The organism is Rhizobium sp. Leaf371 (assembly GCF_001424045.1).
Taxonomy (GTDB): Bacteria; Pseudomonadota; Alphaproteobacteria; order Rhizobiales; family Rhizobiaceae; genus Ferranicluibacter.
In genome coordinates, this window is record NZ_LMQB01000012.1 from 295,930 (window position 1) to 312,581 (window position 16,652).

Here is a 16,652-nt window from a genome sequence, read left to right on the forward strand (position 1 = left end):
AGTATGGTCACAGGTGGCACGACGAGAGGGTCGGCGCGCAGGCGGAAGCGGCTGGGCCTGATCGCCGGCGGCGTCGGTTTCCTGACGCTTGCCGTGCTGCTCGTGCTTTTCGCCTTCAGCCAGGCGGTGGCCTATTTCTACGTGCCGGCCGATCTCGAAAAGGCGCATGTCGCGCCGGGAACCCGCATCCGGCTCGGCGGGCTCGTGGCCGCAGGTTCCGTGGAGCGGAGCGCGGGCACGACGGTGACCTTTACCGTGACCGACACGCTGGCCAAGGTTCCGGTGACCTATACCGGCATGCTGCCCGACCTGTTTCGCGAGGGCCAGGGCGTGGTGGCGGAGGGCGCGATGAACGATGCCGGCGTGTTCGTGGCCGATACGGTGCTGGCCAAGCATGACGAAACCTATATGCCGAAGGACGTGGCCGACCGGCTGAAGGCGCAGGGCGTTTCGCTCGGCGGGCAAGAGGTGATCCGATGATTGCGGAACTCGGGCACTACGCGCTGGTGCTGGCGCTGGCGACCAGCCTGTTGCAGGCGGCGCTGCCGGCGATCGGCGCGTGGCGACGCGACACGGCCCTGATGGCGAGCGGTACCTCGGCCGCCTATGCGACGTTCATCCTCGTGGCCCTGTCGTTTGCCGCGCTGACCCATGCGCATGTGACGTCCGACTTCTCCGTCGAGAATGTCTGGGCGAATTCGCATTCGGCCATCCCGCTGATCTACAAGTTTTCGGGCGTTTGGGGCAATCACGAGGGCTCCATGCTCCTGTGGATGCTGATCCTCACCTTCTTCTCGGCGCTCGTCGCCTTCTTCGGCGGCAACCTGCCGGCCACGCTCAAGGCGCATGTCCTGTCGATCCAGGCGCTGATCGCCACAGCCTTCGCGCTCTTCGTGCTCCTGACCTCCAACCCGTTCGCGCGGCTGGTGCCGGCACCGGGCGAGGGGCAGGACCTGAACCCCGTGCTGCAGGATATCGGGCTCGCGATCCATCCGCCGCTGCTCTATCTCGGCTATGTCGGCTTCTCCGTCTGTTTCTCCTTCGCCGTGGCGGCGCTGATCGAGGGGCGGCTGGATGCGGCCTGGGCACGCTGGGTGCGGCCCTGGACGCTCGCCGCCTGGAGCTTTCTGACGGCGGGCATCGCCATGGGCTCCTACTGGGCCTATTACGAACTCGGCTGGGGCGGCTGGTGGTTCTGGGATCCGGTCGAAAACGCCTCCTTCATGCCCTGGCTTGCCGGAACCGCACTGCTGCATTCGGCACTGGTCATGGAAAAGCGCGAGGCGCTGAAGATCTGGACGGTGCTGCTGGCGCTGATGACCTTCTCGCTGTCGCTGCTCGGCACCTTCCTCGTGCGCTCCGGGGTGCTCACCTCGGTGCATGCCTTCGCGACCGATCCCCGGCGCGGCATCTTCATTCTCGTGATTCTCATCCTCTTCATCGGCGGGGCGCTGACCTTGTTTGCGCTCAGGGCCGCGCGGCTGAAGGCGGGCGGGCTGTTTGCGCCGATCTCGCGCGAGGGCGCGCTGGTCTTCAACAACCTGATCCTGACCACCGCGGCGGCGACCGTGCTGACCGGCACGCTCTATCCGCTGGCGCTCGAAGCCCTGACCGGCGACAAGATCTCCGTCGGGCCGCCCTTCTTCAACATGACCTTCGGCCTCCTGATGCTGCCGCTGCTCTGCGCGGTGCCTTTCGGGCCGCTGCTGGCCTGGAAGCGCGGCGACATTCTCGCAGCCGGCCAGCGGCTGTTTGCCGCCGTCGCCTTCGGCCTCGTCGTCGGCGCGGGAATTGCCTATGCACAAGGCGGCGGGCCGGTTCTGGCGCTGCTCGGGATCGCGCTCGGCGCCTATATGATCGGCGGCGCGGTGACCGATCTCGTGCTGCGCTCCGGCCTCGGCAAGGTGCCGCTCGCCACCGCCCGGCGGCGGCTGTCCGGCCTGCCGCGCTCAAGCTTCGGCACGGCGCTGGCGCATGCCGGCGTCGGCGTGACGATGATCGGCATCGTCGCGGTGACGGCGTTCCAGAGCGAGCATATTCTGGCGATGACGCCGGGGCAATCGACCGAGGCCGGCGGATATGCGCTGCGCTTCGACGGCCTGAAGGCCGGGCAGGGGCCGAATTACAGCGAGGAACGCGGGCATTTCACGATCAGCCGCGCCGGCCTCGTCGTTGCCGACGTCTGGTCGGCGCGCCGGCTCTACACCGCGCGGCGGATGCCGACGACGGAAGCGGGCATCCTGACCTTCGGCATGAGCCAGCTCTACGTCTCGCTCGGCGACGACCAGGCGAATGGCGGCGTCGTCGTGCGCATCTGGTGGAAGCCGCTGATCCTCTGCATCTGGGGCGGTACGGTGCTGATGATGCTCGGCGGGGCGGTGTCGCTCAGCGACCGGCGCCTGCGCATCGGCGCCCCGTCGCGGGCGCGAAAGCCGGTCCGGCCCATCGCCGAGGCAGCGGAATGACGGTGCTCGGCCCCCTGGCGCGCAAAGGCGCCGGTATGGCGGCGACGATGCTCGTCGCCCTGATGCTCGGGCTGATGACGATCGGGCCGGCGCTGGCGGTCAATCCGGACGAGGTGCTGGCCGATCCGGCGCTGGAGGGGCGGGCGCGGGCCCTCTCGGGGCAACTGCGCTGCATGGTCTGCCAGAACCAGTCGATCGACGACAGCAATGCCGAGCTTGCCAAGGACCTGCGCCTGATCGTGCGCGAGCGGCTCGCCCGCGGCGACACCGATGCGGCGGTGATCGACTACGTCGTCTCGCGCTACGGCGAATTCGTGCTGCTCAAACCCCGCTTCGAGGGCAAGACGCTGATCCTCTGGGGAACGCCCGTCATGCTCCTGCTCGCCGGCGGCACCGCCATGCTGCTGGCCGTCCGCCGCCGCCGCGAACGGCCTCCTGCCCCCGACCCGCTGTCGGCGGAGGAAGAGGGGCGGCTAGATCAGCTCCTGAAGTGACCAAGGATCTGTAGGAAGTTTATCGAATTATATAGCATTATATGCGGTTATAGCGTCATTTTCAGAAATCGGCATATCAGCGATAAACTTTGTAAAGTCGGTATATCATGGACGAAGTCCGAAATCCGTTTGCGCCCGGTGCAGGGACGCAGCCACCCGAGCTTGCCGGACGTGACGGTATCATCAAAGACGTGCGCATCGCGTTGCAACGCGCCGTTCTCGGTCGCAACAGTCGATCCCAGATGCTGCTGGGCCTGCGTGGCGTCGGCAAGACTGTTCTTCTCAACCGTATTCAGGAAATGGCTGAAGATGAAGGTCATCTGACATCGTTCATCGAGGCGCCGGAAGGAAACCGAATTGTAGATCTGCTCTATCCGAAGCTCGTTCAGGTTCTTCGCAAGCTTTCCCTAACGGAAAAGGCAAAGGCATCGGCTCATTCGGGACTGCGGGCACTACGTGGTTTTGCGGGTGCGTTCAAAGTCGAGATCGGCGATATCTCGATTTCAGTCGATCCGGAAAGTGGGACGGCGGATAGCGGAAATTTGGAGTATGATCTGTCGGACCTGTTTCTGAAGATTGGTGCGGCAGCGAAGGCCGCGAACTGCGGTTGGACGCTGCTGATCGATGAGGTGCAATATCTTGCAGCCGACGATCTCTCAGCATTGATTGTCGCTCTTCACCGTGCAAACCAGAAAGCGCTGCCTGTTCTCTTTTTCGGTGCCGGTCTCCCCCAGGCCGCAGCGCTTTCTGGTGATGCAAAGTCCTATGCCGAGCGCATTTTCAGCTATCCCTCGGTTGGCCCCCTCAACGACATGGATGCCCGTGCGGCTATCAGAAACCCTATCGAACAAGAAAATGAAAGCATTAGCGATGCCGCCATCCGCAACATCGTAGCCAAAACACAGGGATACCCATATTTTCTGCAGGAATGGGGTTATCAGGTTTGGAATATGGCCGCGGTGTCGCCGATCTCCGAGGGTGACGTTGACCGCGCTTCGATTGATGCAATCCAGAGACTGGACGAAGGGTTTTTCCGTGTGCGTTTCGATCGATTGACCACAAAGGAACGCCGATATGTGATCTGCATGGCAAGATTGGGCAACGGACCCTACCGATCTGGCGACGTTGCCGCGGAAATGCAGGAAAAAGTCACAAGTCTTGGGCCGACTCGATCGAGCATCATCCGCAAAGGCATGATTTACAGCCCGTCGCACGGTGATATCGACTTTACCGTGCCGCTGTTTGCTGAATATCTGAAGCGGAACTGGGAAGTGACGTCCGCCTGACGGAGTGCGTTTTCTCCAACATTACCAAATGTTCATGCCCAAGACATTCCCTCGTAAGGTGGGCGAGCCTATCTCTGTGGTCATCAGCTGTTTCCTCCAGTCACAGCCCGAGCAGAGAAGAAAAGGCATATCAGGATGACAACGACACGTTCTTTCCGCCCCTCCTTGAAGACCGTCCTGAAGACGTCCAGCGTCGCCGGTCTCGCGGCCGTCATGCTCTCCACGGGCATCCCCGCCGCCATCACCAGTTCCTTTGCCGAACCCGTCCGCATCACGGCGCCGCAGCAGGTTCCGAGCTTTGCCAACGTGGTCGACGCCGTCTCCCCGGCCGTCGTCTCCGTTCGCGTCCAGAGCCGTGCGAACCCGGTGTCGGAAGATGCGACCAACGGCTTTTCGTTCGACTTCAACGGTCGCGGGTTCGACGACCTGCCGGACGATCACCCGCTGAAGCGTCTCTTCCGCGAATTTGGTGGCCAGAACGGGGGCCCGAACAGTGGGCCCCAGCACGGCCCGAACGGCCCGCATGCCGAACGCGGCCCGCATGGCAAGGGTGGCGAAGGCCGCCTGCGCCCGACTTCGCAGGGCTCGGGCTTCTTCATCACCGAAGACGGCTACCTCGTCACCAACAACCACGTCGTCAGCGACGGCTCGGCCTTCACGGTCGTGCTGAACGACGGCACCGAACTCGATGCCAAGCTCGTCGGCAAGGACAGCCGCACCGATCTCGCGGTGCTCAAGGTCGATGACAAGCGCAAGTTCACCTATGTGAGCTTCGCCGACGACAGCAAGGTTCGCGTCGGCGACTGGGTCGTGGCGGTCGGCAACCCGTTCGGCCTCGGCGGCACGGTGACCTCCGGCATCGTCTCGGCCCGCGGCCGCGACATCGGCTCCGGCCCGTATGACGATTATCTGCAGGTGGATGCGGCGGTGAACCGCGGCAACTCCGGTGGCCCGACCTTCAACCTCGAAGGCCAAGTCGTCGGCATCAACACCGCGATCTTCTCGCCGTCGGGCGGCAATGTCGGCATCGCCTTCGCCATTCCGGCTTCGGTGGCGAAAGACGTGGTCGAGGACCTGATGAAGGACGGCAGCGTTTCGCGCGGCTGGCTCGGCGTGCAGATCCAGCCCGTCAACAAGGACATCGCCGACAGCCTCGGCCTGGCGGAAGCCAGCGGCGCGCTGGTGGTCGAGCCGCAGCCGGGTTCCCCGGGCGAAAAGGCCGGCATCAAGAAGGGCGACGTCGTGACCGCCGTCGATGGCGATCCGATCAAGGGACCGCGCGAACTCGCCCGCAAGATCGGCGCGATGAAGCCGGGCAGCTCGGTGGATGTCTCGCTGTGGCGCGACGGCAAGTCGCAGAGCGTCAAGCTGGTCATCGGCACGCTGCCGGACGACAAGCAGGAAGCCGCCGCCGACCCGACGCAGCCGGAAGAGCCGTCGCAGCCCGCAAGCGAGAAGGCGCTGGCGGATCTCGGCGTGACGGTTGCGCCCTCCGAGGACGGCCAGGGCGTGACGATCTCGCAGGTCGATCCCGATAGCGACGCGAGCGATCGCGGCCTGAAGGAAGGCGAGAAGATCGTCTCGGTCAACAATCAGGAAGTGAAGTCCGCGGACGACATCCTGAAGGTGATCAGCCAGGCGAAGAAGGATGGCCGCTCCAAGGCGCTGTTCCAGATCCAGGCCGACAATGCCAGCCGCTTCATCGCGCTGCCGATCGACCAGGGCTGATCGGGCCTCGATAGACGGATGGCGCGCCGCGAAATCGACGAGGTTTCGCGGCGTTGCCGTTTTCAGGGGCCGGATGTTCCAACAAAGCCCCTCTGTTGTCAGGGAAACACTGTGAAAGTGACGGGACCGGCATTATGGTCAGCCACATGAAGATATTGATCGTCGAGGACGACCTCGAAGCTGCAGCCTATCTCTCCAAGGCCTTCCGCGAGGCGGGCATCGTCAGCGATCAAGCGAGCGACGGCGAGAGCGGCTTGTTCATGGCGAGCGAGAACAGCTACGACGTTCTGGTGATCGACCGCATGCTGCCGCGCCGTGACGGCCTTTCCGTCATCACCGAGCTGCGCGCCCGCGGCATCCACACGCCGGTGCTCATTCTCTCCGCGCTCGGCCAGGTGGACGACCGGGTGACGGGCCTGCGCGCAGGCGGCGACGACTATCTGCCAAAACCCTATGCCTTCAACGAGCTTCTGGCCCGGATCGAGGTGCTCGGCCGCCGCAAGGGCGCGCCGGAACAGGACATGATCTACCGCGTCGGCGATCTCGAACTCGACCGGCTGTCCCACACCGTCAAGCGCCAGGGCCGGGAGCTTCTTCTCCAGCCGCGCGAGTTCCGCCTGCTCGAATATCTGATGAAGAATGCGGGGCAGGTGGTGACGCGCACCATGCTGCTCGAAAATGTCTGGGACTATCATTTCGATCCGCAGACCAACGTCATCGACGTGCATGTGTCGCGCCTGCGGGCCAAGATCGAGAAGGACTTCGACCAGCCGCTGCTGCGGACCGTGCGCGGTGCCGGCTATATGATCAAGGACGAACCCAGGATCGAAGGGCGCGCCGAGGCATGAGCCGTGTCGGCATTCTGATGCGCACGACGGCCGTGCGCCTGTCGGCGCTCTATCTCGTGCTGTTTTCGCTCTGTGCCGCCTTCCTCGTCTTTTACGTCACCGGCATGTCACAGCGGCTGCTCGACCAGCAGACCAAGGATGCCGTGAGCGCCGAGGCGACGCAGATCGAGGCGATCTACGGGCGTGCCGGGGTCAACGGGCTTTTGCGGACGCTGGAGCGACGCGCGCGCCAGCCGGGGGCCGCCCTCTATGTCATCGCCGGCCCGACGGGGGAGATCCTCGCGGGCAATGTCGCCTCGCTGCAGCCGGGCCTGCTCGACAAGGAAGGCTGGACCGACGAAGCCTTCGCCTATCAGCGCTACACGGACGAAACGCGCAAGGACCGACACGTGGCGCTCGCCCAGGTGCTCTTCCTCGACAACGGGCTGCGCGTCCTCGTCGGCCGCGACCTGCAGGAGCCGGAGAAATTCCGTGTCCTCGTCCGCCAGGCGCTGATGGTGGCGCTCGGGGTGATGGGCGTCGGCGCCCTGATCATCTGGTTTGCCATCGGCCGCAATGCCCTGAAGCGCATCGACCGCATGTCGGATGCGAGCACGCGCATCATGGCGGGCGACCTGTCGCAGCGCCTGCCGATGAGCGGCTCTGGCGACGAGTTCGATCGCCTGTCGGAATCGCTGAACGCCATGCTCGGCCGCATCGAGAAGCTGAACGAGGGCCTGCGTCAGGTCTCCGACAACATCGCCCACGACCTGAAGACGCCGCTGACCCGCCTGCGCAACAAGGCGGAAGCGGCGCTCGCCCACAACACCTCGATCGACGGGTATCGCGGCTCGCTGGACGAGATCATCAACGAATCCGACCAGCTGATCCGCACCTTCAACGCGCTGTTGATGATCTCCCGCGTCGAGGCCGGATCTTCGGCCGCGGAGATGAGCGATGTCGATCTGTCGCAGAGCGTGGCCGACTGCGTCGAGCTTTACGAGCCGCTGGCGGACGAACATGCGCTGTCGCTGGAGGCCGAGGTCGAGCCGGGCATTTCCGTCACCGGCAACCGCGAGCTGATCGGGCAGGCGCTCGGCAACCTCATCGACAATGCGGTCAAATATTCGGAGGGCGCGGCGGACGCGCGCATCCTCGTGCGGCTGTCGCGGCGCGAGGGCGGCGCGGTCGTGTCGGTCGCCGATTTCGGCCCCGGCGTGCCCGACGACAAGCGCGAGGTCGTGGTGCAGCGGTTCGTGCGGCTCGACCAGAGCCGGTCGAAGCCCGGAACCGGCCTCGGCCTGTCGCTGGTGGAAGCGGTCATGGAACTGCACCATGGTCGTCTCGCGCTGCGCGGCACGATGCCGGAGGCCGACGGCGCCAAGGGGCTGACGGTCGATATGATCTTTCCCCAGAGCCCGACCTGAAAACCCCCGTCGATCCGGCCTTGTCTCCAAACCGATGCACGAATTCGGCAGAGATGCTGTATGAGTCGTCGGAAAACGTCGTGATCGGGAGGTTTCATGACATCGGGCGGTTTCAACGCGGGGCACACGACAGGGCACACGGCAAGGCACACGATGGGGCAGGAGACGCCGGCCGGGCTGGCGGCGCTGGCGACATGCGCGCTCAAGCCCATCAGCCAGACGGAGGCGCGCAGCGTCAGTGCCGATCTGAAGGCAATGACGAAGGCGGAGCCTGCGCTGCAGCCGCGTCTGGAGGCGGCCCCCGTGCTGCGGGCGTTTCTCGTCGCAGCCTTTTCCCTTTCGCCCTATCTGCGCGATATCGCGGTCGCCCATCCGGCCCTGCTTCTGCGGGTGATCGGTCAGCCGCTCGGAGCCCTCCTCGAAGACACGATTTTCGAGGCGCGCGAGAGCTGGCGCGGTGCCGAGGTCAGCGACACCCTGCTGATGGAGCGGTTGCGCAGAGCCAAGCGAACCGCAGCCTTCGCGCTCGCGCTCCACGATCTCGCGCGGTTGACGGACGCGCGCGACAGCGCACGACTGCTGAGCCGGTTCGCGTCCGCCGCCACGTCCGCCACGATCGATCATTTGTTGCTCGGCGCGCATCGCGGGGGCAAGATCCGGCTTCAGGACGAGGACCGGCCGAGTGACGGCTCGGGCGTCATCGTGCTCGGCATGGGCAAGCTCGGTGCCGACGAGCTGAACTATTCCTCCGACATCGATCTCGTCGTGTTCTACGAGCCGGAAATGCTTGGCTTTGCCGATATCCTCGACGCGTCCGACATCTTTGCGCGGCTGCTGCGCCGGCTGGTGCGGATCCTGCAGGAGCGCACGGGCGACGGCTATGTGTTTCGCACCGACCTGCGCCTGCGGCCCGACCCCGGCGCGACGCCGCTGGCGATCCCGGTCGAGGCTGCGCTGATCTATTATGAAGGGCGCGGGCAGAACTGGGAACGGGCGGCCTATATCAAGGCGCGTCCCGTGGCCGGCGATCTGGAGGCCGGCGAGCGGTTCCTGAAGGCGCTGCGGCCCTTCGTCTTCCGAAAGTATCTCGACTACGCCGCCATTGCCGACATCCACTCCATCAAGCGGCAGATCCATGCGCATAAGGGGCATGGCGAGATCGCGGTGAAGGGGCACAATGTCAAGCTCGGCCGCGGCGGCATCCGCGAGATCGAATTCTTCGTGCAGACCCAGCAGCTGATCGCAGGCGGGCGCTCCGCCGCCCTGCGCGGACGCGAGACGGAGACGATGCTGGCGGCGCTCGCCGAGGCCGGCTGGATCGACGGGCGCACGCGGGACGAGCTGACGCAGGCCTACTGGTTCCTGCGCGATGTCGAGCACCGTATCCAGATGGTCCGCGACGAGCAGAGCCACACGCTGCCGACGACGGAGGCCGAGCTGAAGCGCATCGCGCTGATGGCCGGTTTTGCCGACACGAAGGCGTTCGGCGAGGCGCTGTCACGGGCCATGCGCACGGTGGAGCGGCGCTATATCCAGCTGTTCGAGCGCGAGGCCGAATTGTCCTCGGACCTCGGCAACCTCGTCTTTACCGGACAGAAGGACGACCCCGACACGCTGGAAACCATTCGCGGCCTCGGTTTCGAGCGGCCGCAGGACATCGCCCGCGTGATGCGCACCTGGCACAATGGCCGTTACCGGGCGACGCAATCCGTCGAGGCGCGCGAGCGGCTGACGGAGCTCACCCCCCGGCTGTTGAAAGTCTTCGGCGAGAGCCGGCGGGCCGACGAGGCACTGCTGCGCTTCGATGGCTTCCTCGCCAAGCTGCCGGCCGGCATCCAGCTGTTCTCGCTGCTCGGCAACAATCCCGCGCTGCTCTCGCTCATCGTCACCATCATGTCGGCAGCGCCCCGGCTGGCCGACATCATCGCGGCCAAGCCCCATGTCTTCGACGGCATGCTCGACCGGCGGGTGCTCAACGAAATGCCCGAGCGGGACGATCTGGCCGGCCGGCTGGACGACTTTCTCTCCACGGCGCGCCATTACGAGGATCGGCTCGACCGGCTGCGCATCTTCGCATCCGAACAGCGTTTCCTGATCGGAATCCGGCTTCTGACCGGGGTCATCGACGGTTCCAGGACGGGCAGGGCCCTGACCGACCTTGCCGAGATCGTCGTTGCCGCCACCTTCAAGGCTGTCCGACATGAGATTGCCGAGGCGCATGGCGAGATCGCCGGCAGCCGGGTCGCGCTCGTGGCGATGGGCAAGGCCGGCAGCCGCGAACTGACGGCGGGCTCCGACATCGACCTGATCCTCATCTACGACCATGATGGCGATGCGGCGGATTCGGACGGGCCGCGCCCGCTGGACGCTGCGCGCTACCACGCCCGCCTGACGCAGAGGCTGATCGCCGCTCTCTCGGCGCCGACGGCCGAGGGCGTGCTCTACGAGGTGGACATGCGCTTGCGCCCGTCCGGCAACAAGGGGCCTGTCGCCACCCGTCTGCCGGCTTTCGTCAAGTATCAGCGTGAGGACGCCTGGACCTGGGAGCACATGGCGCTGACCCGTGCCCGCCCGATCGCCGGCGATCCGGACATGATGAGCACGACGGCCGATGCGATCCAGGCCGTGATCCGGGAGCCGAGCGACGCGGCGGTGGTGCGAAAGGATGTGCGCGAGATGCGCGTCCTCGTCGAAGCGGAGAAGCCGCCGGAGAATGCGTGGGACCTGAAACTCATCCCCGGCGGTCTCGTGGATATCGAGTTTTCGGCGCAGGCCATGTTTCTCCTCGCCTCGGCGCAGGGGCAGGCTTTGCCGGTCTGCGGCCTGCCGACGATGGAGGTGCTGGAACAGCTCGGCCCGGGCTTCCTGGCACCTCCGGATCTTGCGCTGCTGACGCAGGCGCTCGCCCTGATGACGGAGCTGTCGCAGATCATCCGCCTCTGCATCGACGGGCCGTTCGATCCGCAACAGGCGCCGGCCGGGCTGGTCGAGCGGCTGTGCCGGGCCGGCGACGCGCCCGACATCAAGGTGCTGGAGAGCGAACTGCGGCGACTGACAAAGGCCGTGCGCCGCATTTTTCTCGCGCTCGTGAGCGGTTGAACCCCAGCCGGAGACATCTTAGCCGGAGCTATCCTAGACAGAGCCGTCCTAGACAGAATCCGGGATACGCACCGAGATGATCGTGCCGACGTTCTCGGCCGAATGGATCTTCATGCGGCCGCCATGCAGGGTGGTCAGCGAGCGGGAGATGGCGAGCCCAAGGCCCGAGCCGCCCTTGCTCTTGGCATACTGGCTCTGCACCTGCTCGAACGGCAGGCCGATCTTGCGCATCGCCGAGCGCGGGATGCCGATGCCGGTATCGGCGATGGTCAGCATGACCGCGCCGGAAACCTTGCGGGCCCGCAGCGAGATGCGCCCGCCGTCATTGGTGAACTTCACGGCATTCGACAGGAGGTTGAGCAGAACCTGCTTCATCGCCCGGCGGTCCGCGACCATGGTCAGGCCCGAAGACACCTGATGCATGACGCTGATGTTCTTCTGCGTGGCCGGCACGGTGGTCAGCCGCAGCGTTTCCTCGATCAGCGGTGCGAGATCGATCCGCTCGCGGTCGATCCGCATCTGCCCGGCCTCGATCTTCGACATGTCGAGAATATCGTTGATGACGTTGAGGAGATGCTTACCGCTGTCGTGGATATCGAGCGCATACTCGCCGTATTTGTCGGAGCCGAGCGGGCCGAACATGCGGTTCTTGAGGATTTCCGAGAAGCCGAGGATCGCGTTCAGCGGCGTCCGCAGCTCGTGCGACATGTTGGCGAGGAACTCGGATTTCGCCCGGTTGGCCGCTTCCGCGCGCTGCTTTTCGGCAAGGTAGTTGGCGTTGGCGATCGACAGTTCCGACTTCTGATGTTCGAGCGTCATGCGCGAGGTCGAGAGATCGCCGATGGTCGCCATCAGCCGGCGCTCGGACTCGCGCAGGCGCACTTGGTGGCGCTTCAGAAGCGTGATGTCGGTGCCGACGGACACGAGACCGCCATCGCGCGTGCGGCGATCGTTGATCTGCAGCCAGCGCTGGTCGGCCAGCTGGACCTCCGAGGTCGAGGAATGATTGGAGCGATCCGGATCGGCGATGCGTCGTTCGATGATCGGGCGGGCCGAGGCGGCATTGACGGCCGAGCGCTCGGTGCCGGGCACGAGCACGGTATCGGGAAGCTGGTAGGCCTGCTGGTAATGCGTGTTGCACATCACGAGACGGTCGTTCTTGTCCCAGAGCACGAAGGCTTCCGAGGTACACTCGATGGCGTCGGCCAGCCGCTGGTCGGCTTCGGCATAGCGCTGGGCGAGGCGGTGCTGCTCGGTCACGTCCATGGCGATGCCGATGAGGTGCACGCGGTCGCCGCTGGTGCGGATTACCTGCGCGCGGGCGCGCAGCCAGACATAATGTCCGTCGGCATGGCGCATGCGGAACACGTGGTCGATGTGGCGGATGTCGCCGCGGGCGATCGAGCGGGCAACCTTGTAGAGGCCGGTATCGTCGGGATGCATCAGCCGGGCGGCATCGCCGAAGGAGAGCACGCTGCCCTGCGGCGTCATGCCCAGCATCTCGTACATGGAGCGTGACCAGAAAAGCCGCCGGTTCGGCATGTCGAAATCCCACAGCCCGCACCGGCCGCGCGACAGCGCGGTTTCGACGCGCAGGTTGGATTCGGCAAAGATCTGGTCGGCGTCGCGCGCGCGCTTGGCCTGGATGTAATAGGCATAGAGCACGACGAGCAGGATGGCCGAAATGCCGGCAAACAGCGTGACGTTGAGCGAGACCTCGTCGCGCCAGAGCCGGTCCATATGCGCGAGCGGCGTTGCCACCATCAGCGTGCCGGCCTTGTCGCCCACCTGCATCAGTGCGACGACATATTCGCTACCGCCAATGAAGGCGTTCATGACCGTCGAGCGTTCGCCGAAATACTGGAAGGCGGCGATTTCCGGCGAGATCGCCGACAGCGCGCGTCCGGTAAAGGCCTTGCCCTCCGACGAGGAGGCGAAGATGCGGCCGTCATTGCGAACGCCGAGCGCGAAAGCGCCGGGGGCGAGCATGTCGGGCGTGAGAAGATCGTTGAGCGCCTGTTCCACCGGCGCGCGCTGCGCCTGATCGAAGAGGAGGTGCGCCTGCGGGGCGAGGATCGCTTCGGCTGCGGTGGCCGCCATGACCGTCGTCTGGCGGGCGCTGTTTTCCATCCGGGCATATTCGTTGACGATGCCGCTGATGCGGGAGATGGCGACCACGATGAGGAACGCCGTGATCAGCACGGGAATGGAGCGCTTCAGCAGCGGCTCCGCCTTGTTGAGCCGGATCGAGGCCGGCGCGGCCAGACCGCGCACATGCCGCAGGAAAGCCTGTTCAAGGCTCGCAAGGCCCGGGAATCGTGGGCGCAGCCCATCCCCGGCCGCGCGCATCTGTTGCGCTTCCGCCATCTTCGTCAAATCTTTGAACCTCGTTTGATTCGACGCGCCGCTCGCCCGAATCTGGCTCAATGAATCAATTCGGATTCTTCTTGTCCAGCGAAAAGGCTAACGAGAGGTTAACCAGTTCTCACCGGTACGAATTCGCAGCTTGCCGCGCCGCGAATCCGGTTTTTCCGGTAAGCCGTTGAAAAGAATCAGGCATTGGACGCGCCCGATCCGGAACGTCAGCCGTTTAGGGTGCGCTCGACGATGTCGCTGACATCGGGCGAAAGCTTCGCGCCAGCTGCGATCTCACCGAGCGCCGCACGGGCCTGTTCGGCCCGTCCGGCCTCGAGCGAACGCCAGGAGCGCATCGCGGTGAGAATGCGCGCGGCGAGCTGCGGGTTGCGCGGATCGATCTCCAGGATCTGGCGGGCGAGGAACCGGAAACCCTTGCCGTCCGCCCGGTTGAAGCCGGTCGGATTGGAGAAGGCGAAGGTGCCGACGAGCGCGCGGACGCGGTTCGGGTTGAGACCGTTGAAGAGCGGATGCGTCATCAGCGCCTCGACGCGCTCCAGCGTCGCGGCGCCGGGAATGGTCGCCTGGACGGTGAACCACTTGTCGAGAACGAGCGCATTGTCCGCGAAACGCGTCTGGAAGCTCTCGAGCGCCTGGGCGGCGTCCGGCGTATCCGGGAAGCGGTGCACGAGGATGGTCAGCGCCTGGACGAGATCGGTCATGTTGTCGGCGGCGGCGAAGGCCTCGACGGCTCTGGCCGGGATGTTTTCGGCGAGCACGAGGTAGGACAGGGCGCCATTGCGCAAGGCGCGGCGACCGGCGCTCGCGGCATCCGGAGAGAATGCTTCCGACGAGCCCATGGTGTCGAACAGGCGGGCGAACGTCTCCCGCGCAGAAACCGCAATGGCCGTCATGATCTCGCGCCGGGCGGCGAAGATGGCGTCCGGGTTGTTGTCACGGCCGATCTCCCGCGCAATATCCGACTCGCTCGGCAGGGCCAGCGCCTGGGCGCGGAAGGCCGGCTCCAGCGCGTCGTCCGAAACCGTCGCCATCAGCGCGTCGATGAGCGACGCGTCGCACACGACCGGCGTGCCGGCGCGGACGCTGGCGGTCGCGGCCACCAGCGCGTCGAGCGCCATGTCGTTCAGCGCCTGCCAGCGCGAGAAAAGATCCGTCTCGAACCGGGCGATATGGGCGCGGTCGGCCAGCGATTTTTCGAAATGCAGGTTGATCGGGGCGGAGAAGCCGCGATTGAGCGAGACGACCGGCCGCGAAGCGATGCCCTCGAACGTCACGGTCTGGCTGCGCTCGACGAGATGCAGCACGTCGCCGGTGACCTCGGCGCCGGTCACGCCCGACGGCTGCGCGATCGTGCCGTCTTCCGAGATCAGCGCGAAGCGAAGCGGGATGTGCATCGGCTGCTTCGTGCTCTGGCCGGGCGTCGGCGGCACGGTCTGCTCCAGCGCCAGCGTGAAGGTCTGCCGGTTCGCGTCGAAGGTGCCCGATGCGCTGACGAGCGGTGTGCCTGCCTGGTGGTACCAGAGTGCGAATTGCGCGAGATCGCGACCGCTCGCATCCTCGAAGCAGCGCACGAAATCCTCGATGGTCACGGCCTGCCCGTCATGGCGCTCGAAATAGAGGTCCATGCCGGCCTTGAACAGATCGGGCCCGAGCAGGGTCGCGATCATGCCGGTGACTTCCGAGCCCTTTTCGTAGACGGTCGTCGTGTAGAAATTGTTGATCTCGCGAAAGTGCGTCGGCCGGACCGGATGCGCCAGCGGGCCGCCGTCTTCCGGGAACTGCTCGGCCTTCAGATGACGGACTTCCGCGATGCGCTTGACGGCGCGCGACCGCTGGTCGGCGGAAAACTGGTGGTCGCGATAGACCGTCAGGCCTTCCTTCAGGCACAGCTGGAACCAGTCGCGGCAGGTGATGCGGTTGCCGGTCCAGTTGTGAAAATATTCGTGCGCGATGATCGCCTCGATATTGGCGTAGTCCTGGTCGGTGGCGGTTTCCGGATCGGCCAGCACGTATTTGTCGTTGAAGACGTTGAGCCCCTTGTTCTCCATGGCGCCCATGTTGAAATCGGACACGGCGACGATCATGAAGATGTCGAGATCGTATTCGCGGCCGAACGCCTCTTCGTCCCAGCGCATGGAGCGCTTCAGTGCGTCCATGGCGTAGGCCGCGCGCGGCTCCTTGCCGTGCTCGACATAGATCTTCAGAACGACCTCGCGGCCGGACAGGGTGGTGAAGCTGTCCTCGATGACGCCGAGATCGCCGGCGACCAGCGCGAAGAGGTAGCTGGGCTTGGGATGCGGATCGAACCAGGCGGCGAAATGCCGCCCGTCGCCCATGCCCGCACCGCCGAGGAAATTCCCGTTCGAGAGCAGCAGCGGCACCGTCGCCTTGTCGGCGATGATGTTGACCGTGTAGACGGCGAGAACGTCGGGCCTGTCGGGGAAGAAGGTGATGCGGCGGAAACCCTCGGCCTCGCACTGCGTGCAGTAGACGTCGTTCGTCCGGTAGAGGCCCATCAGCTTGGTGTTGGTCTGAGGCGAAAGCTCTGTCGTGACGGTGATTTCGAACGGCGCGCTTTCCGGCAGACCGCGAATGGTCAGCGTCGCCGCGGTCTCGGTGTAGTCTTTTGCGGCGATCGGCTCCTGATCGAGCGCCAGCCCGGTCATCTTCAGCTCGTCGCCATCCAGCACCAGCGGACGATCGGCAGCAACGCCTTCGCGGCGATGGAAGATCAGCCGGGCTTCGACCTTGGTTTCCAGCGGATCCAGTTCGAATGTCAGATCGACGCGCTCGAGCACGAAATCCGTCGGTTGATAATCTTCGAGGTGGATAATCTGGCCCGTGTCCGTCCGCATGTTTCGTTTTGCTCCCGAGGCAGCCTGAGAAGCCGCTCGCAAGGGTGCGAGGGCCAGTGCCGATCAAAGACCTGAACAATTACGCGTTTCGGCCT

At 65.2% G+C, this 16,652-nt stretch carries 10 protein-coding genes; 8 read left to right on the forward strand and 2 right to left on the reverse strand.

Annotated elements, in window-relative coordinates; translation table 11 throughout:
- Nucleotides 1-3: 3 nt before the first annotated feature.
- The 8 genes from ccmE to ASG39_RS09445 all read left to right on the forward strand — a co-directional run bounded on the left by ccmE (nucleotide 4) and on the right by ASG39_RS09445 (nucleotide 11,326).
- On the forward strand, nucleotides 4-480 hold the full coding sequence (gene ccmE / locus ASG39_RS09410) for a cytochrome c maturation protein CcmE (RefSeq protein WP_062594947.1): 477 nt from the start codon (nucleotides 4-6) through the stop codon (nucleotides 478-480).
- Nucleotides 477-2,465 (forward strand): heme lyase CcmF/NrfE family subunit, encoded by a 1,989-nt coding sequence (locus tag ASG39_RS09415; RefSeq protein WP_062594726.1) that lies wholly within the window; start codon nucleotides 477-479, stop codon nucleotides 2,463-2,465. Before ccmE ends, ASG39_RS09415 begins: the two co-directional genes overlap by 4 nt.
- Nucleotides 2,466-2,500: 35 nt before the next feature.
- A complete protein-coding gene (locus tag ASG39_RS09420; protein ID WP_062594948.1) occupies nucleotides 2,501-2,959 on the forward strand; it encodes a cytochrome c-type biogenesis protein in 459 nt (152 codons plus the stop codon).
- Nucleotides 2,960-3,066: 107 nt separating this feature from the next.
- Nucleotides 3,067-4,245, forward strand: a complete 1,179-nt coding sequence (locus tag ASG39_RS09425; RefSeq protein ID WP_062594727.1) for an ATP-binding protein — start codon at nucleotides 3,067-3,069, stop codon at nucleotides 4,243-4,245.
- Between the two features lie 135 nt (nucleotides 4,246-4,380).
- A complete protein-coding gene (locus ASG39_RS09430) occupies nucleotides 4,381-5,973 on the forward strand; it encodes a Do family serine endopeptidase (protein WP_062594728.1) in 1,593 nt (530 codons plus the stop codon).
- Nucleotides 5,974-6,107: 134 nt separating this feature from the next.
- Nucleotides 6,108-6,821 carry a response regulator transcription factor gene (locus ASG39_RS09435; RefSeq protein WP_062594729.1) on the forward strand — a complete coding sequence of 238 codons (714 nt, stop codon included), beginning with the start codon at nucleotides 6,108-6,110 and terminating at the stop codon, nucleotides 6,819-6,821.
- Entirely contained in the window at nucleotides 6,818-8,227 is a 1,410-nt protein-coding gene (locus ASG39_RS09440; protein WP_062594730.1) for an ATP-binding protein, read from the forward strand. The genes ASG39_RS09435 and ASG39_RS09440 overlap by 4 nt, the downstream gene beginning before the upstream one ends.
- Nucleotides 8,228-8,380: 153 nt before the next feature.
- Nucleotides 8,381-11,326, forward strand: a complete 2,946-nt coding sequence (locus tag ASG39_RS09445; RefSeq protein ID WP_062594731.1) for a bifunctional [glutamine synthetase] adenylyltransferase/[glutamine synthetase]-adenylyl-L-tyrosine phosphorylase — start codon at nucleotides 8,381-8,383, stop codon at nucleotides 11,324-11,326.
- 48 nt (nucleotides 11,327-11,374) lie between these two features.
- On the opposite strand, the gene ASG39_RS09450 is transcribed toward ASG39_RS09445, so the two are convergent.
- Both ASG39_RS09450 and pepN read right to left on the reverse strand, forming a co-directional pair.
- On the reverse strand, nucleotides 11,375-13,702 hold the full coding sequence (locus ASG39_RS09450) for an ATP-binding protein (protein ID WP_062594732.1): 2,328 nt from the start codon (nucleotides 13,700-13,702) through the stop codon (nucleotides 11,375-11,377).
- 206 nt (nucleotides 13,703-13,908) lie between these two features.
- Nucleotides 13,909-16,557: an aminopeptidase N gene (gene pepN / locus ASG39_RS09455; RefSeq protein ID WP_062594733.1), complete on the reverse strand. Its 2,649-nt coding sequence runs from the start codon at nucleotides 16,555-16,557 to the stop codon at nucleotides 13,909-13,911.
- Nucleotides 16,558-16,652 lie beyond the last annotated feature (95 nt).